The sequence below is a fragment of the Pseudarthrobacter sp. C4D7 genome, from assembly GCF_013359725.1.
GTDB lineage: Bacteria > Actinomycetota > Actinomycetes > Actinomycetales > Micrococcaceae > Arthrobacter.
In genome coordinates, this window is sequence record NZ_JABFMW010000001.1 from 38,179 (window position 1) to 62,411 (window position 24,233).

The window sequence follows — 24,233 nt, forward strand, 5'->3', positions numbered from 1 at the left end:
CATACGACGCGCACGGGACGCGCGGATCGACAGCAGGCGGCAACAATTTCCCAGGCAAACCGCCGTCGTCCTTCATCCTTCGGAAACGTCCACGCCCAGACGCTCCGCCAACTGCTCCAGCGTCTCGGGGCGGCCCGCAATCTCCACTGTGCCGCCGTCCGTCAGCAGCGTCAGGGCCTGGACATCGAACTCCTGGATATAGCCGCGGTCCTTGCCGGTCACCTTCCGCCGCTCCGGGAGCACCCCACGGACCTTCAGCGTGACAGGCCGCCCGGACGGCTCCAGTGAGTCATACACCGCAGGCTGGAACAGGAGGGTCCCGTCGCCGGGTGTCAGAATGCCCTGGTTCCAGATGCGTCCCAGCGAACCACTGAGCGTCTCCGGATACCGGATGTAGGCGCGGAGCTGGCCGTGGTCATCCAGCCGTGCTTTCGCCTTGAGCCGCTGCCGCAGTCCAATATAGGCGAAGGCCGCATACCCCAGGGTCCAGATCACGGCTGTGGTCACGGCGTCTTCCAAAGTTCGTCCCACGGCCATCCAGATCCCGGTGCTCAGCACGAAGAAAGCCACGTAGCCCAGGGCGAAGGCTTGGTAAGGGTGCGCCCGGATCCAGTCCTTCATGGGGCCATCCTAAGCAGGGCAGGGATGCCTGGCTATCGGTGTCCACCCAGGCCGCAAGGTCGTTACATTTCCAAGGTACCGCGCCGCGGGGGCCTTGCCGCAAGACCACCACCCGGCCGCATACTGGCGGTCGAATCCAGGCGGGGAACGGGGACAAAATGCATGATGCAGTGATTGTGGGAAGCGGTCCCACGGGGTTGATGCTGGCGGGGGAGCTGCGGCTGGCGGGAGTGGACGCGGTGGTGCTGGATCGCCGCCCGTCCCAGGACCTGGCCGGCTCGCGCGGAGGCGGCATCCATTCGCGCACCATCGAACTGCTGGACCAGCGCGGCATAGCGGACCGCTTCCTTGGCGCCGGCAGGACGGTCCAGACGGCCACCTTCGGCAACACGCAGCTGGACCTGGGCGGGCTGCCCACGCGGCACCCGTACACGCTGGCGCTGTTCCAGAACTACATTGAGCGGCTGCTGCTGGAGTGGGTTGAGGAGCTGGGCGTGGAGATCCGGCGCGGCGTGGAGGTCACCGGGGTGTCAGCGGACGACGACGGCGTGGACGTCCGGCGCGCAGCCGGCGGACCCGTGCGGGCCCGGTATGTGGTGGGAGCCGACGGCGGGCGCAGCGTGGTGCGGCGCTCCGCCGGCATCCCCATGGCGGGGCCGGATGCCACACGGAGCAGCCTTATTGCCGAGGTGAAGGTAGAGGGGGAGCCCGGCCAGCAGGGAAAAGTGGATGGCCGAGGCATCCACGGGCTGTACCCGATGGGGGACGGCCTGGTCCGGGTGGTGGTGACCGAAGCCTCCCTGGGGCCGGCCGCCGAGCCCACCCTGGCGGACCTCCGGCAGGCCTTGGTGGAGGTCTTTGGCACCGACTTCGGCGTCCACAGCCCCACGTGGCTGTCCCGCTTCACGGACGCCACCCGGCAGGCGGAGCAGTACCGCAAGGGCAGGGTCCTGCTGGCCGGCGACGCTGCCCACGTCCATTCACCCACCGGCGGGCTGGGCATCGGCCTGGGGCTGCAGGACGCCGTCAACCTCGGGTGGAAACTGGGACAGGTGCTGCACGGAACTTCGGGTGCCGGGTTGCTGGATACCTACCACGCTGAACGACATCCAGCGGGGGAGCGGGCGCTCAAATACACCATGGCGCAGTCCCTCTTCCAGAAGTCCGATCCCCGGCAGGAGGCGCTGCGGGACCTGCTCGGCGAGGTGCTCCGCGTCGATGGTGCCGGGGCGCCCATCGCGGCCCTCATCACCGGACTCGACGTCGCCTACGCTCCGGCATCGGGCCATCCGCTAGTGGGCCGCCGGATGCCGGACCTGGACATCGCCATAGCTGCCGGGCCGGCCAGGGTGTATGGGCTGCTGCACGGCGCCAATCCGGTGCTGCTGGAATTCGGTGGCCCGGCGCTGGAGCCTGGCCCGTGGGCAGGATACGTCCGCCACGTCAGGGCAACGTACGACGCCGGGTGGCAGCTTCCGGTGCTGGGCGCCGTCCCTGAACCCACGGCAGTCCTGGTCCGGCCCGACGGCTACGTCGCTTGGGTGGGCGAGGCCTCGGCGGACGGGCTCACTACCGCCTTGGGCACGTGGTTCGGCCAGCGCGGCTGAACAAAGTGATCAGCGCTCACCGCGTCACGGATGCATTAATCCGGGGAAATTGATCAAAAACTGCGGAAGAGCCCCCTGTTGCCAGGGACCGGCCCTTTGCTACGCTGATTCCCGGGTCAGGCAGGCGGCCCGTGTGTTGCCGCTTGGGACACCCTTTTCCACCATCACAGCGCCTTGTGGCGCGGCCTTCGGCCATCCATTTCCGGGCGTGCAACGGTCCGCACAGCTGGCGCGGATGTGGCCCAGGGTGATCCATTTTTCGGGGGTGGGCCACATCCCGTCTTGAACTCCGGGGGCCAGCAGCGTGGCTGGCCCCCGGGCCATCTGCCCTGCCGCCGTCCACGGATGCTCAGCCGGGTTCCTCAGTCGTCAAAGTAGGCCTTGGCCTCCTTTGCGCCGGAGAACCTGTCCACCAGCCCTTCGGCGAGTTCGTTGAGTTTCTGGTTCCTGCTGTTGGAGGCGCTGCGGAGGAGCTCAAACGCCTGGTCCTTGCTGCAGTTGTTCTGCGCCATGATGATCCCGCAGGCCACGTCGATGACGGTCCTGGTGTCCATCGCGGCCTTCAGGTTGTCGGCGCGCTGCTCCGCGGAGGCGATCCGCACGGCAAGCCGCAGCGCCTTGTCCGCCATCTGGCCGAACTTCATCCCCTCGGCTATGGCCCGCTCGCTGAAGAGCCCGCTGGCCGGAGCGAAGAAATCGAGGACCGCCCCGGCGTCGTCATCCAGGGTCATGGGTATGCCCAGTGAACTGGCGACGCCGGCGGCGGACAGCGCCGTGCGGTACTCCGGCCACCGCGGATCCGTGGCCACGTCGTCAAGCAGGACCGGAACCCCGGATTCGAGGGCCTCGATGCACGGGCCGTCCCCCAACGACTGTTCGATCCGGTCCAGCACCACGGCCGTTCCGCTGCTGCCGCCGATGGTGGCCGTACGCTTGCGCCGGTGCAGGGTGACGGCACACTCAACGGGTTGTCCGGTGGTGCTGGTCATGGTGGCCGCCGCAAGCCCGGTGAGGTCGTCCAAGACTGATTTGATGTCCTCCATCCCGGCGATGAGGTCCACCAGTTCTTCGAAATCTTCAGCCCGCTCGTGGTCCGCCATGCCCTTAATGTAGGAGCGTCGGCCGGCCTCCACAAGACCGGCTTCAGGCCCTTCCTGCCAGCCTCTGCCCAGCTTCCGTCCAGCGTAGTTATGGAAACGTTATATATGCTTGCTTAGTGGTTTTAACGTCAAGCAGCGGAAATTTGCCAGCATCAACAGGAGCGGCAGCACCCGGAGCGGGGCTCCTGGACGGGCGCAAGCATGCCCTGGACGGGCTCCGGATCGTCGCGGTGGCCGGCGTCTTCTTCTTCCACACGGCAACCGACTCAATGCCGGGTGGCTCCATCGGCGTGGACGTGTTCTTCACGCTCAGCGGGTTCGTGATCACCCTGCTGATCATGAAGGAGCGGATCGCCACCGGCCGGCTGAACTTCGGCATCTTTTACGCCAAGCGCCTGGCCCGCCTCTGGCCGGCGCTCCTGGCGCTCTGTGCCGTGATCGTCACCGCCGGCGTGCTGTTCCCCGAGTCGGGCTGGGGCGGACAGGCAGGATTCGTCCTTCCTGCTGCCACCTACGTGATGAACCTGGCGCACTTTGGCCTGTTCGGCGACTCGATTGCCGGCGAAACGCTCGGCCCCACCTGGACGCTGGCCGTGGAGGAACAGTTCTACCTGGTGTGGCCCGTGCTGCTGATGGTGATGCTGCGGTTCTGGAAGGTGCGCACCACTGCCATTGCCACCGTGGTCCTGGCCGCCCTCTTCGTCCTGAACCGGTTCCTGCTGGTCACCGCGGGCCAGCCGCTGGACCGCATCTACAACGGCCCGGACACCCGGGCCGATGAGCTGCTGCTTGGCTGCGCGCTGGCCCTGCTGTTCACCGCCGTCCGGCAGGGTTCCCGGGCGCACCGCGCCATGGCATCGGCGGCCCGCTGGGGCGCCCCGGTGGCCGGTGCCACCCTGGTGGCGGCACTGTTCCTGCTGAAGGAGCCCGACACCCCCGGGGCCTGGTTCACCACGTTCTGGACGGTGGGCCCCACCGTGCTGGCGCTGCTCTCGGGCGTGCTGATCGGCTCGCTGGTCCTCCAGCCCGCCGGTTTCCTCTCGCGCATCCTCAGCCATCCCTGGCTGGCGCGTCCGGGCCGGGACCTGTCTTATGGCATGTACCTCTGGCACCTGCCGGTTTACCTGCTGCTGATGCCGCTAATCCCGGCGTTGCCGGTCCGCATCGCCCTAACCGCGGTCTTCACCGTGCTGCTGGCGTACGCGTCCTTCCGCTGCGTTGAGCGGCCGCTGCGTCTCTGGGCGAACGGGAAGCTGGAGCCCGTCGTCGTGCCTTCCAACCCGGCCGCCGCCACAGCACCCGTGGGGGCGGCGTCACGCTGACCCCCGGGACGGCCCGGTGCGGCCCTCAGTGCGGGATGTGCTCCTGGTCGCGGTGGGCTGCGGGTTCGATCTGGAACGTGGAGTGCTCCACGCTGACATCGAAGTCCCGCGCCACGCACCGCTGCAGGTCCGCCAGGATGGTGGCCGAGTGGCCGTCCCGCATGCATCCGTCCTCCACGGTCACATGCGCTGACAGGACGGGCACGCCGGACCCCACCAGCGAAGCGTGCAGGTCGTGGACATCAATCACGTGCGGCAGCGCCAGGATGTGGCGGCGCACTTCCGCGAGGTCCAGGCCCGGGGGAGTGTTTTCCATCAGGACGTTGACGGTGTCCCGCAGGAGCGTGAGGGTGCGCGGAATGATCAGTACACCGATCAGGAGGGATACGATGGCGTCGGCCCGGGTCCAGCCGGTCAGGGCAATGACCACCGCGGCCGCAATGACGGCGATGGAGCCCAGGGCATCGTTGAGGACTTCAAGGAAAGCGGCCTTCATGTTGAAGCTGTGATGGCGGCCGGACGCGAGCACCAGCAGTCCCACGGCGTTGCCGGCCAGGCCGATCACGCCGAACCACACCATCAGCGGCCCGCCCACCTCCGGCGGTTCGAGGAGGCGGCGGATGCCTTCGACCATGACGAACCCGGCCACGCCCAGCAGCAGGGCGGCCTGCCCGGCGGCGGCCAGGATCTCGGCACGCTTGTAGCCCCACGTCCGCTTGTACGTGGGTGGTTTGAGGGCCAGCGATGCGGCAATCACGGCAATGAGGAGGCCGGCGGAGTCGGTGAACATGTGTCCCGCGTCAGCCAGCAACGCCAGGCTGCCCGTCAGAACGGTTCCCACGATCTCGGCAACCATCACCGTGAACGTGATGGCGAAAACCAGCAGGAGCTTGCCGCGCTGGCCCTGGGGATCGGCAACATCATGGCTGTGGTCGTGGCCGCTGCCCATGGGTCAGCCCTTCCTGCTGGTTGGCAGGCCCGGCAGCTGCGGTCCGGCAGCATGCGGAACGGCATCAGGCGCTGTGCCGGAGCCGGCGCAGCCCGGGCAGCAGCCCTCCTGGGCATCGGCGGCCTCGGTCCGGTGCGGAACAGCGCAGCAGGCGTCCCCTTGCCAGGCGTTGATGCCCTCACGGACGGCAATCGCGGCAATGGCCAGGGCTGCGCCGGCATCGGCCCACCACCAGCCCAGGGTGCTGTTCAGGACCAGGCCCACCAGCAGCACGGCGGAAAGGTAGGTGCACAGCAACGTTTGCTTGGAGTCCGCCACGGCGGTCCTGGACCCCAGTTCCCGTCCGGCGCGGCGCTGCGCCCAGGACAGAACCGGCATGACGGCCAGGCTGAGGGCGGCAATGATGATGCCAGGCGTCGAGTGCTGCGCTTCGCCGCCGCCGGCCAGGGAGCGGAGGGAATCCGCGGCCACAAAAGCGGCCAGGGCGAAGAAGGAAACGGCGATGATCCGCAGCGTCAGGTGTTCCCGCCGCTCCGGGTCCTTGGCCGCGAACTGCCAGGACAATGCCACGGCGGAGGTCACCTCGATCACGGAATCCAGTCCGAAGCCGATCAGGGCGGAGGAATCAGCCGCGCCGCCGGCCCACAGGGCCACGACGGCTTCAATGACGTTGTACGTGATGGTGGCCGCTGCGAAGAGCCTGATCCGCCGGGTCAGGACGTCCCGGCGGTCCTTGCGGGCTCCAGCGTGTGCCGTGCTCACGCGAAGCACTCCCCGTCGGGCGCGCAGCAGGCCGGATCCACGGCGAGCACCACGCTGAGCAGGTCCTTGATGGCGTGGCCAACCCGGTGGTCCGCCAGTTCGTACCGGCTCCGCCGCCCGTCCGGCACCGCCACCACCAGGCCGCAGCCGCGCAGGCAGGTCAGGTGGTTGGACATGCTTTGCCGGGACACGCCTAATTCGTCCGCCAGGTCCGACGGGTAGGACGGCGACTCCGTCAGCGCCAGCAGCACCCGGGCGCGGGTGGGATCCGATACGGCATAGCCAAAGCGCGCCAGTACCGGCGCATGGGTGAGCGTCTGCATGCTCCCAAAGTACAGCGGTGGCTGTATTCAGGCAAAGCTGGACTCCCGCCCCGGGCGGGAGAGTGTCAGCCCAGCGGGTTGGCGGACTGGCAGGTCTGGTCGCTGCCGGTCTGCGCCACGATGCTGCCGGAGGAGTCCGCGGACGACGGCGGCGCGGCGGGTTTGGTGCCCGTGGCGAAGTCGGATCCGGCGTACAGCTGCACGCCCTGGATGTTCGCCACCTGCTGGACACGGGTGGCGGGCAGGCCGAACAGTGCGGCTACATCCGCTGCGACGTCCTCGAACCCGGCAGAGTAGTACACCATGGTCTGGCTTTGCGGCTGGGCCGGCAGCTTGGCCAGATTGGTGTATCCGGCGTCGGACAGCAGCGCGGCAATCGCGTTGCTCCGCGCCGCGACGCCCGTGCCGTTGGCGACCGAAACGGGCTGCAGCGACTTGTCGTAGGCCGGTGCGGTAGGCGTCTGAGTGGGCGCTGCCGGGGCAGGCTGGCTCAGGTCCGGGCTGTTGCGGAGGGCTGCGAAGAAGTTGGACGCCGCAGGCTCATCGAGCGCCAGCCGGTTGGGATCCTGCGGGGACGGGACCGTGGGCGTGGTGATGAAGTTGATGTTGGCCGGATCGATGTTCTTCAGCCGGTTGGCGATGGTGAGCAGCGACGGGATGGAGGACAGCCCCGAATCAACCGTGAGGTTCCGGGTGATGGTGTCCGCAATGGTCAGCGTCTTCTGCGGGTTGCCCAGCGTGCCCTCGGACTTGAGCTTGCGGCTCAGCGATGCCAGGAAGCCCTGCTGGGCCTGGATCCGCCCCAGGTCTCCGCCGTTGGCGAAGGCGTGCCGGGTGCGCAGGAACGCCAGCGCCTGGTCGCCCTGCACCTGGGATTTGCCGGCCGGCAGGTTCAGGTGCGAGTCGGGATCGTTGACGGCATCGGTGACGCAGACCTCCACGCCGCCCACGGCGTTGGAGAGCTCCTTCACGGCGTTGAAGTCCGCCATCATGAAGTGGTCTACTTCGAGTCCCGTGAGCTTGTTCACCGTGTCCACGGCGCAGCCGATCCCGGCCTGGGCCATGGCGCTGTTGATCATGGCGTCCTGCTGCTCGGGATACTTCTGGTTGGTCTTGGAGTCCGTGCAGGCCGGAACGTCCACCAGCAGGTCGCGGGGGAAGCTGACGACGTTAACGTGCTTGTTGTCCGCCGAGATGTCCAGCAGCATCATCACGTCCGATTGCCCGTAGCCGGTGGACTGGTCCGCCGTGCCGAACTGGCTGTTGTTCCCGTCCCGGGTGTCCGTGCCCAGCACCAGAATCTGCAGCCGGTCCGTGCTGTCATTCACCGCCCCTTCGGTCCGCTGGCCACCGGCGGTCAGCTCCGAGGTGCTGATGTTGGACTGCAGGCGCCAGGCCCAGTAGCCGCCGAACGCCAGGACGCCCAGGAGCAACACGGACACCACGGCGGTGACGGCTTTGACCCATCGGGGGGCACGGCGGAACGGCCGACGGCGGCGCGAACTGGCTTCATACAGCGTGCCTTGGCCAGGGTAGGCAACGGGACCGCTTTCCTGTTCCGGGCCGGGGGATTTTCTGGAACCGAACACGACAAAAAGACCTTCGGGAGGGGACAGGTTTCCGCTACCCTACCGTCCCAAGCTGGCAATTCGCCCGGAACCAGTGGACGGGCGGGTGTCCCGGCGCCGTCGGCGGCCCGCGGGGGCGTACTCTTTCTTCTCGGCGGTACCCGCCCAGGAGATGGGCCCGGCCATGGGGGAAGCCCTGGTGTGAAGGCTGAGGAACGGACAGATGGATACAGGACAACAGCAACGCGGGACGGACCGCCCTGCCCGGCGCGGGTTGGGGAAACTGGCGGTATGGCTTGAGGACGACTCCCCAGGACGCCTCCGCCCCCTGATCCTGGCGGTGGTCCTCACGCTCTCGGCGATCGGACTCGTGGAGGTGGCGTCGGCGTCGTCCGTGGAATCCGTGGCGGCAGGAAACAACCCGTACGATCTTCCCCTGAAGCAGGCCATGTGGACCGTGGCCGGCGTGGTGCTCATGCTGGTGCTGGCGCGCATGTCCGTGCGGCGGATCCGGTGGCTGGGCTGGCCGCTGCTGATCGGCTCCCTGTTCGCCCTGGTGCTGGTGTTTACGCCGCTGGGCATGTCCGTCAACGGCAACCGGAACTGGCTGAGCGTGGGCGGGTTTACGGCCCAGCCGTCCGAGTTCGCCAAACTGGCGCTGATTGTCTGGGCCGCCGGCATCCTGGACCGGAAGCAGGCCCTGCTGGGGCAGTGGAAGCACGCGGTCATTCCGCTGGGCCCCGCCGGCGGGCTGATCATGCTCATCGTGGCCCTGGGGCATGACCTGGGCACCACCATGATCATCATGATGATCCTGGCCGCCACCATGTTCTACGGCGGCGTGCGGATGAAGGTGTTCTCCGTTGCCGGCCTGATCTGCGTGGCCGCAGCCCTGATCCTCGCAGCCACCAGCGGCAACAGGATGGGCCGGATCTCCTCCTGGCTGGGCATGGGTTCCGATGAGGACGCGCAGGGCATGGGCTACCAGGCGCAGCACGGGGCCTACGCCCTGGCCTCCGGCAGCTGGTTCGGCGTGGGGCTGGGCCAGAGCCGGCAGAAGTGGAACTGGATCCCGGAAGCCCACAACGACTTCATCTTCTCCATCCTGGGCGAGGAGCTGGGCTTCGCCGGCTCGCTCCTGGTCCTGGCATTGTTCGCCATCCTGGCCATTGCCGTGTTCAAGACCATTGCCCGCACCACGGACACGTTCTCCCGGATCGTCGCGTGCAGCGTGATCACCTGGATCCTGGGCCAGGCCGTCATCAATATCGCCATGGTCAGCGGGCTGCTGCCTGTGATCGGCGTGCCGCTGCCCTTCATCTCCTACGGTGGCTCGGCCATGGTTTCCTCCCTGGCCGGGATCGGGGTGATCCTCGCGGTGACCCGTCCCGAAGGGGCGGTGCCCCCTTCGCGCGGCGGCACCCGCCGGGGCCGCGGTTTGCTGACTCGCAGCCTGCTGGGCCGCGGCCGGCCTGGCGGAGCTATGGTTGACCCGGCTGTGACGCAGCCCCGGGAGCATGCCTACCAGCGGTAGCGCCGCCGGGAGGGGGCCCGCGGCGCCCATGACTGCCATCCGGTTCATCCTGGTTTTCGGGATTGTCAGCGCGTTGATGGACATGGTCTACGAGGGCGCCCGGAGCGTCACCGGCCCGTATCTGGGTGCGCTGGGTGCCTCCGCGCTCCTGGTCAGCGTGGTCACCGGTGCCGGGGAGGCCGTGGCTTTGGTGCTCCGCCTGGTGTTCGGGCGGCTGGCGGACAGGCCCGGGCTCAGGTGGCCACTGGCCATCAGCGGCTATGCGCTGACGGCCCTGTCCGTGCCGCTGCTGGGAATCACCGACGCGCTCTGGGTGGCCTGCCTGCTGGTCCTGGCCGAGCGGCTGGGCAAGGCTGTGCGGAGTCCCGCCAAGGACACCATGCTGGCCAACGCCGGTTCGGCGATGGGCCAGGGGAAAGCGTTCGCGCTGCACGAAGCACTGGACCAGGTGGGGGCGCTGCTGGGGCCACTGTTGGTGGGTGCTGCCCTGGCCCTGTCCGGCAGTTACGGACCCGGGTTCCTGTTGCTGGCCGTCCCGGGGTTGGCGGCCATGCTGATCCTGTGGTGGCTGCGGCGAAAGGTTCCCAACCCCGGCGCCTATGAGCCGGCGGACATCCCGGCCGCGCCCGGCGCCGCTTTGGACGAGGCCGGTCCCATGCCGCGCCAGTTCTGGCTCTACGCAGCGTTCAGCAGCCTGACCATGTTCGGCTACGCCACGTTCGGGCTGTTGTCCTTCCACCTGGTGGCCACCGGACTCCTTTCCCCGGCAGCCATCCCGGTCCTCTACGCCGCGGCCATGGGGGTGGACGCCGTGGCCGCGCTGGTTTCCGGTTGGCTCTTCGACCGGGTGGGGCTCAAAGTCCTATTGGTCCTGCCCGTCCTGGCCGCCGCCGTGCCGTGGCTGGGCTTCAGCAACAACGCCGCGCTGGCAGTGACGGGAGCGCTTGTGTGGGGAGCGGCCATGGGCGTCCAGGAAAGCACCATGCGGGCAGGCGTGGCGGGGCTGGCTCCGGCTGCCCGGAGGGGGAGCGCCTACGGGATGTTCACTGCCTGCTACGGCGTGGCCTGGCTGGCCGGCAGTTTCCTCATCGGCGTGCTGTACGAATACTCAATTCCTGCCCTGGCCCTCACTGTCGCGGCAGTCCAGGCAGCCGCTTTGGTGGTCTTCGCCGTCGTCCGGCCACATGCCGGCCGTCCCGGACGTCAGTCTTCGGAGAAGGAATCCTCCTAAGCCACCGCTCCGGCAATCTCGGGGCACTCGGCACAGCGGACGTCCGCAACCAGGGAACCGGCGTCGTCCTTTTGGAAATGGGTGACGTGATTGGTGGTCCTGCCGCAGGTGGGGCAGAAGCTCTGGCTTTGTTTAGTCCACATGCATGAATAATACGGAACGTCGTGATAAAGGAAAGGTCACTGACCGAAAATTGTGGATCGCCGCAGTCTCCCGTGATCCGATCTTGACCAAACCTGAGGGCGATTCTTCAGCGAAGGCTGAGATTCACCGCGTAGCTTGGGCGCATCAGGCAGTACGGAAGCAGTACGGAAGGAGCGCAGGACAATGACCATCACCGATTACTTCGCGGCTCTCGGCGGCATGCTGGCTTCACTCGGATGTGCAGGACTGGTGGCAGGCGGCCTTATCCGTGCACGCTCACGCCACCAGTCGTAGACGCCGCGGACACCTGGCCGGCCCGCAGCAGTGCCGGCAGTACCTACGCGATCGCCGGGGGTTCGAAACGCGTCCGGGGCGCACCGCTGGGCATGGCCTTCAGGATGCTGTCCGCCACGCTGCGGACTTTAAGGTTGCGGTTCCGCGAGGTGCCGGCTAGCCGGCTGAAGGCGTCGGCATAGGAGCAGCGGTTCTGCGCCATGAGAACCCCGCAGGCAACGTCGATGCTGGTCCTGCTCTCCAGGACCTGCTTCAGGTTGTCGCCGGCGCGGATCACGCCGTGGACGTCAAGGGCCAGCTTCAGGCTGTGCGACGCCACCTCACCGAACCAGGCCGCTTCCTTTTGCAGGTGGGTGCTGAACCCATCCGTGGCGGTGCCCAGGAAGACCAGCACGGCGGACGATCCCGGCTGCAGCGCCACGGGCAGGACCAGGGCTTCACCGAACCCATGCTCCAACAGCCGCTTCCGGTAGGACTGCCAACGTGCCCCGGTCCGGCCGATCACGGTTGGGTCAGTCAACGCGGAACCCGCTGCGGTGGGGCCGTTGCCGTGCTCCTCCTCCGACGCACACAGGGCGGCCGCTCCGGGGCTGCTCCCCGCCGTGGCAGGGCAGGACCGCTGCCGGTGCAGCACGGCTGCACATTCGATGACGGCGCCTGCCGTGCTGCTCATCCAGCGGGAGGCAGCATCGGCGAGCTTCTGCAGGGACTCGGCCTCGCCGTCAGCCCCCGTCATCAAGTCCAGCAGGAATCCCTGCTGCCGGGACTCGTTATTGATTGCCGGACCAACAGCCACCCTGCACCCCCATCTGCGATTGCCCCCGGCCGTGCTGCCGCGGGTTTCATAAACCTATGGGGCCGGCAGGGCAGCGGCACGAGTAGCCAGTACTCTACTTTTGCCCTCGCCACTCCGCAGGTACGCATCCGCTCTTTGGCTCCGGGAACCCCGTCCGTGGAACCGGCCCGGCAGCAAGTGGGCTACCATTGATTTGTTAGACAGCCAAGCAAGTAGGATATCGAAGGAATTCGCATGAACCCGCACGGTGCAAGCGAAGTCTCCTGGTACCCGCCCCGTGAGGGGGCCCAGCCCGGAGCGGTTGATGTCATCAACGCCCTCCGTGAATTCCGCACTTCCGAAAGCGCCATGCGGCGCCGCACCCGTTCATCCGCCGCGATGGGGGAGACGGACCTCCTGGCCCTGCGGTACCTGATCGACGCGGAGGCCGCCGGCGCCGAGATCCGCCCCACACAGCTCGGGGCTCGCCTTGGCATCACCTCAGCTTCGATGACCAGCCTGGTTGACCGCCTGGTAGCCGCCGGCCACGTGACCCGCGAGCCCCACCCGTCGGACCGCCGGGCTGTTCTCCTCAGGCCCACCCCGGGCGCCGACGAGGAGGTGCGCCACAACCTCAACCAGATGCACAAGCGCATGCTGGAAGCGGCCGAGTCGCTGTCGGCCGAGGAGATCAAGGCCGTCATGCACTTCCTGAGTTCCATGCGGGAAGCGGTGGACGCCGTGGAACCTGCCCCTCTGCTGGGCCGGCGGTAGACAAGAAGCGAATCCTAGTTAGACTAGCTACATTGTTTAGAAACTATCGGATGGCGGATCGCATGACTGCAGTACTTGAACCTCAGGCAGCGGGACGACGGATCCCCGTCCAGGCCCACGATGACTTCCGGCTCCACCCGGTTGCGCCGGCCCTGAACGACGCGCGCGAAGTATCCGCTCCGCTGGAAAGCCCGGTGCCGGCCATGGAGCTTGAGGATCCGGCCGCACCGTTCCACTGCGGGGTGGCCATGACGTCCGGACCCGTTCCCATCGCCTCCCTGGGGTGGGCACCGCTGGAACTGGGGTCATCCGAATGGTCCTGCGCCTGCGGTTACACGATGGACGAAACCCCCGCCGGTGATCCCCTGGAGTCCGTCCGGCTGGCCTCCGCCCGGGTGGAAAGCCTCCAGTGGGAGCTGGACGCCGCGCAGGAGCAGTTTGAAAACGCCCTCAGGAGCGCCTCGAAGCGCGGCGCCGCGCACGACGCCCTGGGCCGGGCCGCAGGGCTTGCCCCCGTGGAGCTGCAGGAATTCCTGGACGGCGGCGCAAAGCTGCCGTAAGTTCCGGCCCGCATACCCGGCGCTGCGGACACATCCTCCCGACAGTCCCGAAGTGCAGCCATCCGTATGTTCAGATGCAGCTGCACTTCGGTAGTTGGGAGTGCAAAGCGAAGTGGTGGCCGGCCTGCTCTGGCCCGAAATGTGGGCGCCGCGAGCGGCCGGGAATCCTATGCGGCCAGGCGCGCCGGCGCGGTCCGGGACTGCCGGCGGTCCGCCAGCACGCTGATGGTGCACCGTGCTTGGTCGGGATCGATCCTCGCGGGCAGGTGCCGCGTCTCGGAAGCGGTACGGAGCATGTCCAGCGCTTCCTGGTCCACCCAGGCGCTGGAGATGTCCAGCTCCAGGTCCAGGCCTCCCTTAAGGGAGTTGGCGCGCTTCGCCACTACATAGAGGGCGTTGATGCTGTGGATGGTGATATGCCCCTTTGCAATCACCTGGGCCTTGCAATGGTCCAGATCGACACGGACCACGATGTTCAGCTTGGAATTCAAGATGTAGAGCCTTCCCCGGCATTGGCTGCGACGCTGCAGCTTCTTGCATGGCCTGTTTGCTTAAGCCTCATCCAGAGTAGGCAACCAATGTGATGTGCGCAACATCGTGATGTTTATTACACCGAGGGAAGTTTTCTCCCAGATTGCCTGGCAGTGAAAGAATCGGACGTAACCCAGCAGCACCGCCACCGAAGGACACGCAATGAGCAAAGAACAGCTGATCATCATCGGCTCCGGCCCGTCCGGCTACACCGCCGCCATCTACGCCGCCCGCGCCGGGCTGAACCCCCTGGTCCTGGCCGGCTCCGTCACCGCCGGCGGCGCGCTGATGAACACCACCGAGGTGGAGAACTTTCCGGGCTTCCCCGCCGGAGTCCAGGGCCCCGAGCTGATGGACGGGCTGCAGCAGCAGGCGGAAAAGTTCGGCGCGCGGATTGAGTACGACGACGCCACCTCCGTTGACCTGAAAGGTCCCGTCAAGCGCGTGGTGACCGGCGCGGGGGAGACTTACGAGGCCAAGGCCGTCATCCTGGCCACCGGCTCCGCCTACAAGGAGCTGGGCCTGCCGGAGGAGAAGAAGTTCAGCGGCCACGGGGTTTCCTGGTGCGCCACCTGCGACGGGTTCTTCTTCCGTGACCAGGACATCATCGTCGTCGGCGGCGGCGATTCCGCTATGGAGGAAGCAACCTTCCTGACCCGCTTCGGGAAGTCCGTCACCGTGGTGGTACGCAAGGACGAACTGCGCGCCTCCCGCATCATGGCGCAGCGGGCCAAGGACAACCCCAAGATCCGTTTCGCCTGGAACTCCGCCGTCACGGCCATCCACGGCGACGGCAAGGTCACCGGCGTAACGCTCACTGACACCCGCACCGGCGAAACCCGCCACCAGGACGCCACCGGCATCTTTGTGGCCATCGGACACCTGCCGCGCACGGAACTGGTGGCCGGCCAGGTGGACCTGGACGAGGAAGGCTACATCAAGGTGGATGCACCCACCACGTGCACCAACCTGTCCGGCGTCTTTGCCTGCGGCGATGCCGTGGACCACCGCTACCGGCAGGCCATCACCGCTGCCGGCACCGGCTGCGCCGCGGCCCTGGATGCCGAGCGCTTCCTGGCCGCGCTGGAAGATGCCGCCAGCATTGCCACAGCCCTGGTGGAAGAGCCCACCCACAGCTAGGTTCTCCGTGGAAGGCTCCCCAGGTCACACGACTTCGGGGAGCCTTCCCGTTAAAACGGAGACGGGGGCGGCAGACCAGCGCTCGCGTTCGGGCTCGTACGAAACCACTATGGACGCATCAGACCCGCGGGCCTCGTCGATGGCCAGCAGCAGGGCGTCCTCCATGTGCCTGGCGTATTCCAGCCGCTCGGGCTGGGAACCCTGCAGACCGCCGTCGTCAATCAGCATGTGGCCCTTGCCGTCCACAATGACTTTCAATGAGTACCCGCTGTCCTCGTGGAGGGACCCCCGGGTGGATGAAATTTCCGTGACCCGGTCTGCCCGGACCAGCCCGTTGCCCAGCGTGCGGATCCACACTTCACCCATGAATGACCTCCCCTTGGATTCGGGACGCGCCGCAGCGCCCCATAAGGCGAACGCTACTCCTCGGCGGCCCGTTTGTGACCCCCACACTTTTGTGGCTCCGGCCTCTGGCGGCCCGGAGGACCTTCGGCACTTCCCCAGAAGCCGGCCCTGCGCGACTCTGGTGCCACATCCCCGACCCGCCAGGATCAATTCCTGGGATCGATTGCTCCGTAATTGCCGTTTTAGCGGCCCAAAAGGGCATTTACGGAGCAATCGATGCGAGGACCGGGGGAGCGGAGAGGAGGGTGGCATGGCGGACAGGACTGCCAGCCGGAGCGGCAGCGTTGGCTCCGCGATCGTCAACGCCCTGCTGCTGTACGGAATCAACGCGTGGCCCGGATGGCAGGTGCTGCCGTTCCTCACTGGCGACATGCCGCGCACCCTGGACCTCATCAATGCCTCCTTGATAACAGGCATCATCGTGAACCTGGTGTGTGCGGTGATCCATTCCAGGGCACTCCTGGCCCTGGGAAACCTGGTGGTCATGGGTGTTGGGGTGGCCGCCATGCTGCGTCTCTGGGACGTCTTCCCCTTCGACTTCGGCACCGGCTGGTCAGGCTGGGCTGTCCTGGTGCGGGTGCTCCTGGTTGTTGGAATCGTGGGCTCAGTCATCGGCGCCATTGTTGAATTGGTCAATCTGTTCCGTGCCCTTGCCGGGCTGGAGCCGCGGGCCCGCTAAGCCGCGGGCTGACACCCCTGGCGCCCTTTCCAATACAGGGGGTCCGGATCCGGCGGCCATAGGATAAATCTGATGACTTCCCCGGACAACGCCGAGCCCTTTAACCTGCGCAGCATTGCGGTGGCTGCTTTCGGCCCCACACTGCTTTTTGGCATCGGCCAGGGTGCCATCCTTCCCGTGGTGGCCTTGTCCGCCCGGGACTTGGGCGCCTCGGTGGCGGTGGCCGCCCTGATCGTCACCCTGATCGGGCTGGGGTCCTGGTTCTTCAACCTGCCCGCGTCCGTGGTGACCCTGCGCTTCGGCGAACGCTGGTCCATTGTGGGGGCCGCCGTCGCTGCCGGCGTGGCCCTGGCCGCCGCCGCCACGTCCTCACTGGCACCGAACGGACTGTGGCTGCTCGCCGTGGCGATGACCGTCGTCGGGATGTCCGGGGCTGTGTTTGGCCTGGCGCGGCAAAAATACCTCACCGAAGCGGTGCCCGTGGCATTCCGTGCCCGCGCGCTGTCCACGCTGGGCGGTGTGAACCGGATCGGCGTGTTCATTGGGCCGTTCGCGGGGGCGGCGGCGATGCAGTTCCTCGGCATCGCCGGCGCCTACTGGGTGGGCGTGGTGGCCATGGCGGCCGCCGCCCTCCTGTCCCTCACCATCCCGGACCTTACGACGCCGGATGTCCGCACAGGTGCGGACGCCGGCCCCCAGCCCACGCTCCGCGGCGTCGCAGTGTCGCATGCCGGGGTGTTCCTGTCGCTGGGGGTGGGCATCCTGCTGCTCAGCGCCCTGCGGTCCTCCCGGCAGGTGGTGATCCCGCTCTGGTCAGACCACCTGGGCATGGATGCCACCTCCGCCTCCCTGATCTACGGGCTGTCCGGCGCCATCGACATGCTGGTGTTCTACCCCGCGGGGAAACTCATGGACCGCAAGGGCCGGCAATGGGTGGCGGTTCCATCCACGCTGATCATGGGAATTGCGCTGCTCCTCATCCCGCTGACGGGGTCCTTCGTGGGGCTGCTGCTGGCCGCGCTGCTGATCGGGTTCGGCAACGGGATCAGTTCCGGCCTGGTGATGACCCTGGGTGCGGATTTCTCGCCGGACCGGGGCCGCGGGCAGTTCCTTGGCCTATGGCGGTTCATGGCTGATGCGGGGTCCACCGGGGGACCGGTGCTCCTTTCCGGGGTGACCGCCCTCGCCTCCCTCGGCCCGGGGATCGCCGCCACGGGCGTCCTGGGCTTCGCGGCGGCCGCCGTCTTCGCCGTCGTCATTCCCCGCCTGAAGCACCGCCGCAACTACTGAGGCGTGTTGGCGGACCCGGTTGGCGGTCAGGGCGCCTGCCGGGGATATTGTCGACTTATGAGTGATCCCGGCGCCGCCGCCCGCATCAGTCCGCTGCAGAAGGCCGTGTGGTGGGCACAGGACTATGCCTACGCCGCGGGCTGGCAGGTCCGGGGATTCTTCTCGCGCGTGCAGCCGGCATCCTTCCGCACCGGGGCCCGGCCGCCCGTGGTGATCATCCCCGGGGTGTACGAAAACTGGCAGTTCATGACGCCCCTCATCCAGGCCATCCACGACGCCGGGCATCCCGTGCACGTGGTTACGGTGCTCCAGCGCAACAAGCTGAAGGTGCCGGACGCCGCCAAACTGGTGGCCCAGCACCTGGAGGAGGCCGGGCTCCACGACGCCATCCTGGTGGGGCACAGCAAGGGCGGCCTGATCGGCAAGTACACCATGTTGTCCCTGGACCCCGAACACCGCATCGACCGGATGATCGCCGTATGCGCACCGTTCTCCGGATCACGCTACGCCCGGTACATGCTGCTGCCCAGCCTGCGGATCTTCTCGCCGCGGAACGCCCTCACCCTCCAGATGTCCCGCGAGATGGCGATCAACAGCCGGATCACGTCCCTCTACGGACCCTTCGATCCGCACATTCCGGAGGGGAGCGTCCTGCCCGGTGCCACCAACATTGAGCTGCCCGTGGCCGGGCATTTCCGCATCCTGGGCGACGCCGCCACCGCCCGCATCATTGTGGAGCAGCTGAGCCTTCCGGCCTGACCTTTCCCGCCGAACGGCCCGGTGAGGCTGCCGCCCGTGGCGCGTCCGCCGCGATGTGCCGGGCGATGAAGGCTGCGTCCCTGCCGACGCCGTGGACCATGGAGGACGCCAGCGACTGCTGGAAGGTGGCGCCCAGGACGTACAGTCCCGGGGTTCTGGTGATCCCGCGGTCTTGGTCCGGCTCCCCGTCCGGCCCGAACACCGGCAGGTTGATCCACGCCAGGTCCGGCCGGAAACCCGTACACCAGATGACGTTGGCGACGTCCAGCGTTCTTCCGTCTGCGAGCAGTGGCCTGCCGTCCTTGGCGCCCTCCGTCCTGGGGACGCGTTCGACGCCGGCACGCACCAGGTCGCGGTTCTTCACCCTGACCAGTGGCCCGCTGTGCGCAAGGATTTGCGGCCGGGCCTTCCGCCCGGCGGGGGTATTGAGGTTCAGGACGTGGGAGAAGGCGAAGAACACGGCGAGGGTGAGGGGCCGTGCTGCCACGGCGTCGATGTGCCAGGGAATTTCGCCGGGGTGCCGGCCGGAGAGGTAGGTCTTGCGGGTGGACGCGAGTTCCAGGGCGATGTCAGCGCCGGAGTTGCCCGCCCCGACCACCAGGACGGGACCCTCGGAGAGGTCCTTCGGGTTCCGGTAGCTGCCCGCCGTCAGCTGCGTGATGCCCGTGGCGAGGTGCTCCGCGAATGCCGGAAGCTTGGGCGTGCGGTCCCAGCCGGAGGCCACCACCACGTTGTCCGCTTCCAACCGCTGGTTGCCGGCATGGATGGTGAAGGTGTGTCCATCGTGGCTGAGGAGGGTGACCCGGGTGCTGTTCCGCACCGGCAACCCGAACTGCTCCGCGTAGCCGCCGAGGTAGTCGGCGAACTCTTCCCGCGAGGGGTAGGACCAGGTGGGGGCGGGGAAGCGGCTGCCCGGCAGGGCATCGTACCTGGCGGGGGTGAACAGCCGGAGGGAATCCCAGCGCGTCCGCCAGCTGTCTCCGGTCCGGGGGTTTTCATCGAGGATGACGAAGGGGCGCTTGAGCCGGGCCAGGTGGTAGCCCATGGCCAGCCCTGCCTGGCCGCCACCGATCACCACGGTGTTGAAGTGCTCCGACATGATGCCCTGCCCTTCCGCCCCGGACCGCTGCGGGTCCATGCCTGCGCTTCCATGCCTGCGCTGGACTCCGGCCTCACTGTGCTGGGGGCTTCCTGCTACAATTCATCCGAATAGCATTCGGATGAAATAAGGTTAGGCCCGGCCATGAGTGGAGTCAATGCCCCCGCCCGCCGCTATTACTCGCCCCGGCGGACGGAGCAGGCGGCCGCCACCCGCGGCGCCGTGCTGGCTGCTGCCCGCGAGCTGTTCATCGGGGAGGGGTACCGGTCCACGACGGTGGCGGGTATCGCGCGGCGGGCCGGGGTGGCCGTCGACACCATCTATGCCACCATCGGGCGGAAGCCTGACCTGCTGCGGGAGGTCGTGGAAACAGCCATCTCCGGGACCGGGCAGGCAGTGCCCGCGGAGCGCCGCGACTACGTAATCCGGCTGCGGGAGGCGAACGGGGCGGCGGAGAAGATCTCCATCTACGCGCATGCCCTGGCCGGCATTCAGCCCCGCCTTGCGCCGGTGTACCTGGCCCTTCGCGATGCTGCCGGCACGGATCCCGACTGTGCGGCGCTGTGGACCGAAATTTCGGACCGGCGGGCGGCCAACATGCTGCTCTTTATCCAGGACCTGGCCGCCACTGGGGAGCTGCGAATTGACCGCCCCGCCGCCGAACTTGCCGACGCTGTCTGGAGCATGAACGGACCCGAGTACTGGGTGCTGCTGGTGGACCAGCGAGGGTGGACCCGGGACCAGTTTGCCGACTGGTTGGCCGATGCCTGGAGCAGGCTGCTGCTGCGCGCTGTTTGAACGGCCTTGTTTGGATAGAAGCGCAGGTCAGGGCGTGGTTGAACTTTCAAATAACTTGAGCTTTTGTTGACGTTTTACCTCCTCACTTCCTGAGGTTGGCCGTGCAAAGTGGAACCCAGTTAGACCACAGCACACCAACCAAGTCTGAGGGGACACATCATGAAGAACAGCACTCTGATCAAGGGCACCGCCGCTATCGCCGTTGGCGCCGCACTCCTGCTGGGCGGCGGAGGAACGCTGGCCGCATGGAACCAGGAAGCCAGCGCCGACGCAGGCCAGATCGTTGCCGGCGATCTGGGACTCCAGGCACAGACCGGCGTCTGGACCGACGGCGGGACCCAGCAGATTGCCGACATCACCAAATACCGTGTGGTGCCGGGTGACAAGCTGACCTTTACCCAGACCCTCACGGTAAAGCTCCGGGGCGACAAGATGGCGGCCCAGATCAAACTCAACGACGTAATTGCCAGTACGTTCAGCAAGAGCAACGTCCAGATTGACCCCATCACCATCAAGAACGCTGCGGGCGAAACGGTCATCGACAACCCGATTCTCAAGCCCGTCGCGAACGATACCCAGACAGTCACGGTTTCCACGACCTTCCACTTCCTGAGCACCACACCTGGTCTCGAGAACGTCAACGCCACCTACGACCTCAGCAAGGTGTCCTACACCCTGCAGCAAGTCATTACCGGTAAAGATGGCCTCGTCGTCACCCCCTAGCACCGAAGCCTGGGCGGGTGGCTGAACAGTCACCCGCCTGGATGCCAAGGACAGGACGACAACCAGGAGGGGACCATGCGCACCAAGCGCAGGCTGCAGGCGGCGGCGCTGACCGCCATCGCAGTGGTCCTTGGCCTGTTCGCCGTGCAGGGAACCTACGCGCTCTGGAATGCCGTAGCCTCGGCGTCGCCGGGGACCATTCAGTCTGCATCGTTTGATACGACTCTCCAGGCCGTCAACACGGGGACCACGACCACCATGACGCTCGCAGACGGGAAGACCGCCGCGAATCTGACGCTCTCGCCCGCGGGAACGCTGGGGCCGGGCACGTCGGTCTACGGCGGCGTGGTGGTCACGAACAACACGAACGCCGGCGGCCAGTTCAACACCGCGATTACGGCGGGACAGCCCAGCGTGGCGAACCTCAACGGCGGATCCCTGGCCAGCTACATCACCGTCACCGCCAAGGTGGCAGCGTCACCCGCCGCGTGCAGCAATGCCAGCGGTTACGCGGCGATTGGGACGGCCGGGCTGGTCTCACCCGCAGTGGCCAAGGCAGGATCAACCGTTTTCTGCTTCCAGGTGGGCCTCATCTCCGGCACTCCATCAACAGTGAAAGGACAAGCAGTGACCATCCAAACCACGCTCACCGCACGTCAGCTCTGCGGGGTGCCCAGTGGCTGCTGACCTTACCGACCGCCTGCTGGGCGGAGGTACCCTGCCCTCCCGGCAGAACACCGAAAATGCGGCAACCGCCAAGCAAAGCGCGGGCATGCGCAACGCCGCATGGGCCGCCGTCGGACGCTTCCTGAGCATGGCCGCCATGCTGGTGGCATTGTTCGCCGCCCTGGTGCTGATCGTGGTACCGGTGGCCACGGGCTCGCAGACCTACACCATTCTGACCAAGTCCATGGCGCAGAAGTACCCGCCGGGAACGTTCATGGTGATGAAGCCCGCTCCGTTCGATGAGCTCAAGTACGGCGACGTCATCACGTTCCAGCTTTACTCCGGCAGGCCGGATGTGGAAACGCACCGGATTGTCGGTTTCGGGTCCACGCAAGAGGGCGAGAAGACGCTGATCACCAAGGGCGACAACAACGGCGCCATCGATGCCAACCCCGTCCGCGCCATCCAGGTCAAGGGCAAGCTGTTCTACGCCGTCCCGTACGTGGGTTTCGTGGCCAACTTCCTGGGAAATTCGGACCGGGAGACGTGGACCGTGATCGCCGCGGTGGCACTGATCGGCTACGGGGCCATCACGGTGTACAAGTCCGTCCGCAAAACCCGCAAGCGCGACGACGCTGCTGCCGGGGTGGCCTAAATGGCACGGTTCCGGAGCCTTCCAGGTGCGGCGCTCGCCGTCGGAGCCTTCGTGCTCATGGTGCTGCTGGGGGCCGGCGGCGCCTCGGCCTCGGCCCTCTGGCAGCAAAGCGCGACGGCGACCATGACGGTCACCGCCTCCGGAACCTGGTCCGCGCCGGTGTTCACCACCCCTGCCTGCAGCAACGTGGACAACGCCAACAAGTACGTGTCCCTGGGGTACTCGGGATTCTCCGAAGCTCCCACCAGGCTCACCTTCTCGGCAGCCGGGACCAATGGGGTTTACGGCCCGAGCGCGGACATGGCCGGCCCGTTCGGCACGTCCGGGACCGTGGCACTGTTCGGAGACTCCACGATCTTCAGCCAGGTCACCACCACCCCGGCCACGGTCAGGATCGTGGCCACATTCTCGAACGGTGTACAGGCAACCACCACAGTGAAGGTGAGCCTGGACATCGGCACGGGAAACAAGAAGATCTACTGCGCCTGAGGTATCCACCGGCCAGCTCGGCGGAAGAAGGTGCCGCTGCATCCCCCCATGCAGTGGCACCGTCTCCTGCCGAGCTGGCTTTTGGGTTGTCGGAGTCGGGATTCGCCCCTGATGACCGGTTTTGCGCAGGATCAGCTGCTCCCCGGAAGTGGCCTGGCGACGCGCAATTTCCCCTCCGACGCGCATCGCCACTTCCGCGCCCGATATGTGGGCCGCGAAAGGGAGGATGCGCGTCGCGAGGGAAGTGGCGCGTCGGGAATGTGCCCCGGCACTGCCCGCCCAGCGGAGGCCCCGCCCGCCCCGCCGTGGCGCCCGGCCTGGGGACGGTGCCTGCCGCCGTCGTAAGTTCTCCATGTGTCCGCCGTCCGGCGGCCCGGGGGACTCCGTACACTGGCTCCATGTCATGCCGAATCAGCGAACTGGTCCTGAACTGTGACGATCCCGAACTGCTTGCGCGGTTCTGGTGCGACGTCCTTGGTTATGTCGAGCTGGACAGGGAAGAGGGGATGGTCGAGATCGGGCCACCGGACGCCGGGTTCGGCGGGTTGCAGCCCACCATGATCCTGAGCGCCAGCACCAATCCGAGGGTGGGGCGGCTCCCACTGCATATCGACGTCAACCCGGTGGACCGGGACCAGGACGCCGAGCTTGAGCGGCTGCTGGCCCTCGGTGCACGGCCGGCGGACGTTGGCCAGGCCGGCGACGAGTCATGGCACGTCCTGCAGGATCCCGAAGGAAACGAGTTCTGCCTTCTGCGCAAGCGGCTCGAGCCCTGACCGGGACCGCGGCGCTCCCTTCCCGAACGGGCTGGAATGCCGGGCGGCGCCCACTTCAAGACGCCGCCCTGGCACCTGCCACTCTTCACGGCGCCGCTCAAGCAGGGGAACCCCAATCCTTCAAGGTTTCCTCAAGACTCCCGGGCAGGACGCTGGGAATCCCGTGCCGGGACGCCTGATCGTGCTGCCGTGGGGGTGCCCCGGGAGCTCCGGCCCCCACCATAAAAACGGGACCGATGACCTTTACGGGAGACGGGGCGGAAACGCTACGTTGTAGCTGCGTATCCGGGCGCATCCCATCCCATCCTGTTGCTAGGGGATTGACGTGGAACTTTTCAGCGACAAACCCGCGCTGGCCGCGGCTGCCCTCACCCGGCTTGTCGCCGCGGATTCCCGGACCAAGGGCAGGCCTGCCGGCCGCCTCCAGGCCTACCTCAGCGACCTGGTGGTGCGCAACGGCCCCAGCATTGTTGAGCAGCTGGCCATCGAGCTGGCGCGCCAGCACCTGGCCACCCTGGACCGGCTGGCCCAGGCCACCGGCAAACCGGCCGCGCGGTACCTGGATGAGCTGGAGCTCGCTGCCGCGATGCAGGAAAGCATCGGCCGTGACAGTGCGCAGCTGGACACCACGGATCCCGACGACGGCACCTGAGGCCCAG

27 protein-coding genes and 1 pseudogene are annotated in these 24,233 nt (G+C 67.2%); 17 read left to right on the top strand and 11 right to left on the bottom strand.

The genetic code is table 11. The features are described 5' to 3' along the window. Positions 1-72 precede the first annotated feature (72 nt). The gene (locus HNO81_RS00190) at positions 73-621 is read right to left on the bottom strand and encodes a hypothetical protein (RefSeq protein WP_175316158.1); all 549 of its coding nucleotides are present in this window, start codon (positions 619-621) and stop codon (positions 73-75) included. Positions 622-779: 158 nt separating this feature from the next. Between HNO81_RS00190 and HNO81_RS00195 the strand changes: the two genes are divergently transcribed. Then, positions 780-2,228: an FAD-dependent monooxygenase gene (locus tag HNO81_RS00195; RefSeq protein ID WP_175316159.1), complete on the top strand. Its 1,449-nt coding sequence runs from the start codon at positions 780-782 to the stop codon at positions 2,226-2,228. A gap of 362 nt (positions 2,229-2,590) precedes the next feature. Here HNO81_RS00195 and HNO81_RS00200 read toward each other — a convergent pair whose 3' ends face one another. Then, positions 2,591-3,328, bottom strand: a complete 738-nt coding sequence (locus HNO81_RS00200) for a GAF and ANTAR domain-containing protein (RefSeq protein ID WP_175316160.1) — start codon at positions 3,326-3,328, stop codon at positions 2,591-2,593. A 230-nt stretch (positions 3,329-3,558) separates the two neighbouring features. Between HNO81_RS00200 and HNO81_RS00205 the strand changes: the two are divergent. Beyond that, positions 3,559-4,473: pseudogene (locus HNO81_RS00205) on the top strand (acyltransferase family protein); the annotation flags it as partial. A 202-nt stretch (positions 4,474-4,675) separates the two neighbouring features. On the opposite strand, the gene HNO81_RS00210 reads toward HNO81_RS00205, so the two are convergent. The 4 genes from HNO81_RS00210 to HNO81_RS00225 all read right to left on the bottom strand — a co-directional run bounded on the left by HNO81_RS00210 (position 4,676) and on the right by HNO81_RS00225 (position 8,273). Then, positions 4,676-5,599, bottom strand: coding sequence for a cation diffusion facilitator family transporter (locus HNO81_RS00210; RefSeq protein ID WP_175316161.1), 924 nt, complete (start codon positions 5,597-5,599; stop codon positions 4,676-4,678). A gap of 3 nt (positions 5,600-5,602) precedes the next feature. Further along, a complete protein-coding gene (locus HNO81_RS00215; protein WP_175316162.1) occupies positions 5,603-6,361 on the bottom strand; it encodes a cation transporter in 759 nt (252 codons plus the stop codon). Then, a complete protein-coding gene (locus tag HNO81_RS00220; RefSeq protein WP_175316163.1) occupies positions 6,358-6,684 on the bottom strand; it encodes a helix-turn-helix transcriptional regulator in 327 nt (108 codons plus the stop codon). The genes HNO81_RS00215 and HNO81_RS00220 overlap by 4 nt, the downstream gene beginning before the upstream one ends. A gap of 65 nt (positions 6,685-6,749) precedes the next feature. Further along, complete coding sequence (locus tag HNO81_RS00225) at positions 6,750-8,273, bottom strand: LCP family protein (RefSeq protein ID WP_175316164.1); 1,524 nt, start codon at positions 8,271-8,273, stop codon at positions 6,750-6,752. A 202-nt stretch (positions 8,274-8,475) separates the two neighbouring features. Between HNO81_RS00225 and ftsW the strand changes: the two genes are divergently transcribed. After that, entirely contained in the window at positions 8,476-9,786 is a 1,311-nt protein-coding gene (gene ftsW, locus HNO81_RS00230) for a putative lipid II flippase FtsW (RefSeq protein ID WP_254703237.1), read from the top strand. Between the two features lie 28 nt (positions 9,787-9,814). Further along, positions 9,815-11,017, top strand: a complete 1,203-nt coding sequence (locus HNO81_RS00235) for an MFS transporter (protein WP_175316165.1) — start codon at positions 9,815-9,817, stop codon at positions 11,015-11,017. Here HNO81_RS00235 and HNO81_RS00240 read toward each other — a convergent pair. Both HNO81_RS00240 and HNO81_RS00245 read right to left on the bottom strand, forming a co-directional pair. Continuing rightward, entirely contained in the window at positions 11,014-11,160 is a 147-nt protein-coding gene (locus tag HNO81_RS00240; protein ID WP_175316166.1) for a hypothetical protein, read from the bottom strand. The two genes, HNO81_RS00235 and HNO81_RS00240, sit on opposite strands and share 4 nt — an antisense overlap. Before the next feature lie 338 nt (positions 11,161-11,498). Further along, positions 11,499-12,251 (bottom strand): ANTAR domain-containing protein, encoded by a 753-nt coding sequence (locus HNO81_RS00245; RefSeq protein ID WP_175316167.1) that lies wholly within the window; start codon positions 12,249-12,251, stop codon positions 11,499-11,501. 234 nt (positions 12,252-12,485) lie between these two features. On the opposite strand from HNO81_RS00245, the gene HNO81_RS00250 reads away from it, so the two are divergent. Together HNO81_RS00250 and HNO81_RS20045 are read left to right on the top strand one after the other, a co-directional pair. After that, positions 12,486-13,004 carry a MarR family winged helix-turn-helix transcriptional regulator gene (locus HNO81_RS00250; RefSeq protein WP_175316168.1) on the top strand — a complete coding sequence of 173 codons (519 nt, stop codon included), beginning with the start codon at positions 12,486-12,488 and terminating at the stop codon, positions 13,002-13,004. A gap of 62 nt (positions 13,005-13,066) precedes the next feature. Beyond that, the gene (locus tag HNO81_RS20045; RefSeq protein WP_254703238.1) at positions 13,067-13,564 is read left to right on the top strand and encodes a hypothetical protein; all 498 of its coding nucleotides are present in this window, start codon (positions 13,067-13,069) and stop codon (positions 13,562-13,564) included. Between the two features lie 167 nt (positions 13,565-13,731). On the opposite strand, the gene HNO81_RS00260 is transcribed toward HNO81_RS20045, so the two are convergent. Further along, positions 13,732-14,055: a hypothetical protein gene (locus tag HNO81_RS00260; protein ID WP_175316169.1), complete on the bottom strand. Its 324-nt coding sequence runs from the start codon at positions 14,053-14,055 to the stop codon at positions 13,732-13,734. Between the two features lie 202 nt (positions 14,056-14,257). Here HNO81_RS00260 and trxB point away from each other — a divergent pair, with 202 nt between their 5' ends. Further along, on the top strand, positions 14,258-15,235 hold the full coding sequence (gene trxB, locus HNO81_RS00265) for a thioredoxin-disulfide reductase (RefSeq protein WP_175316170.1): 978 nt from the start codon (positions 14,258-14,260) through the stop codon (positions 15,233-15,235). Between the two features lie 24 nt (positions 15,236-15,259). Here trxB and HNO81_RS00270 read toward each other — a convergent pair whose 3' ends face one another. Further along, positions 15,260-15,601: a hypothetical protein gene (locus HNO81_RS00270; RefSeq protein WP_175316171.1), complete on the bottom strand. Its 342-nt coding sequence runs from the start codon at positions 15,599-15,601 to the stop codon at positions 15,260-15,262. 289 nt (positions 15,602-15,890) lie between these two features. On the opposite strand from HNO81_RS00270, the gene HNO81_RS00275 reads away from it, so the two are divergent. From HNO81_RS00275 to HNO81_RS00285, 3 genes are all read left to right on the top strand, one after another. Next, entirely contained in the window at positions 15,891-16,319 is a 429-nt protein-coding gene (locus HNO81_RS00275; protein ID WP_175316172.1) for a hypothetical protein, read from the top strand. 72 nt (positions 16,320-16,391) lie between these two features. Then, positions 16,392-17,609 (top strand): MFS transporter, encoded by a 1,218-nt coding sequence (locus HNO81_RS00280; RefSeq protein WP_175316173.1) that lies wholly within the window; start codon positions 16,392-16,394, stop codon positions 17,607-17,609. Positions 17,610-17,666: 57 nt separating this feature from the next. Then, complete coding sequence (locus HNO81_RS00285; RefSeq protein ID WP_175316174.1) at positions 17,667-18,368, top strand: triacylglycerol lipase; 702 nt, start codon at positions 17,667-17,669, stop codon at positions 18,366-18,368. Here HNO81_RS00285 and HNO81_RS00290 read toward each other — a convergent pair. Further along, positions 18,337-19,506 carry an NAD(P)/FAD-dependent oxidoreductase gene (locus HNO81_RS00290; RefSeq protein ID WP_254703239.1) on the bottom strand — a complete coding sequence of 390 codons (1,170 nt, stop codon included), beginning with the start codon at positions 19,504-19,506 and terminating at the stop codon, positions 18,337-18,339. The genes HNO81_RS00285 and HNO81_RS00290 overlap by 32 nt on opposite strands. 105 nt (positions 19,507-19,611) lie before the next feature. Here HNO81_RS00290 and HNO81_RS00295 point away from each other — a divergent pair, with 105 nt between their 5' ends. The 7 genes from HNO81_RS00295 (at position 19,612) to HNO81_RS00325 (ending at position 24,226) form a co-directional block, all read left to right on the top strand. Next, entirely contained in the window at positions 19,612-20,265 is a 654-nt protein-coding gene (locus HNO81_RS00295) for a TetR/AcrR family transcriptional regulator (protein WP_175316175.1), read from the top strand. Positions 20,266-20,424: 159 nt separating this feature from the next. Next, positions 20,425-20,988, top strand: a complete 564-nt coding sequence (locus tag HNO81_RS00300; protein WP_175316176.1) for an alternate-type signal peptide domain-containing protein — start codon at positions 20,425-20,427, stop codon at positions 20,986-20,988. A gap of 75 nt (positions 20,989-21,063) precedes the next feature. Then, a complete protein-coding gene (locus HNO81_RS00305; protein WP_175316177.1) occupies positions 21,064-21,675 on the top strand; it encodes a SipW-dependent-type signal peptide-containing protein in 612 nt (203 codons plus the stop codon). Beyond that, the gene (locus tag HNO81_RS00310) at positions 21,665-22,309 is read left to right on the top strand and encodes a signal peptidase I (RefSeq protein WP_175316178.1); all 645 of its coding nucleotides are present in this window, start codon (positions 21,665-21,667) and stop codon (positions 22,307-22,309) included. The genes HNO81_RS00305 and HNO81_RS00310 overlap by 11 nt, the downstream gene beginning before the upstream one ends. Then, on the top strand, positions 22,310-22,798 hold the full coding sequence (locus HNO81_RS00315) for a hypothetical protein (protein ID WP_175316179.1): 489 nt from the start codon (positions 22,310-22,312) through the stop codon (positions 22,796-22,798). It begins immediately after the preceding gene. Positions 22,799-23,196: 398 nt separating this feature from the next. Next, positions 23,197-23,574 (top strand): VOC family protein, encoded by a 378-nt coding sequence (locus HNO81_RS00320; protein WP_175316180.1) that lies wholly within the window; start codon positions 23,197-23,199, stop codon positions 23,572-23,574. 325 nt (positions 23,575-23,899) lie between these two features. Beyond that, positions 23,900-24,226 carry a hypothetical protein gene (locus HNO81_RS00325; RefSeq protein WP_175316181.1) on the top strand — a complete coding sequence of 109 codons (327 nt, stop codon included), beginning with the start codon at positions 23,900-23,902 and terminating at the stop codon, positions 24,224-24,226. The last annotated feature ends 7 nt before the right edge of the window (positions 24,227-24,233 follow it).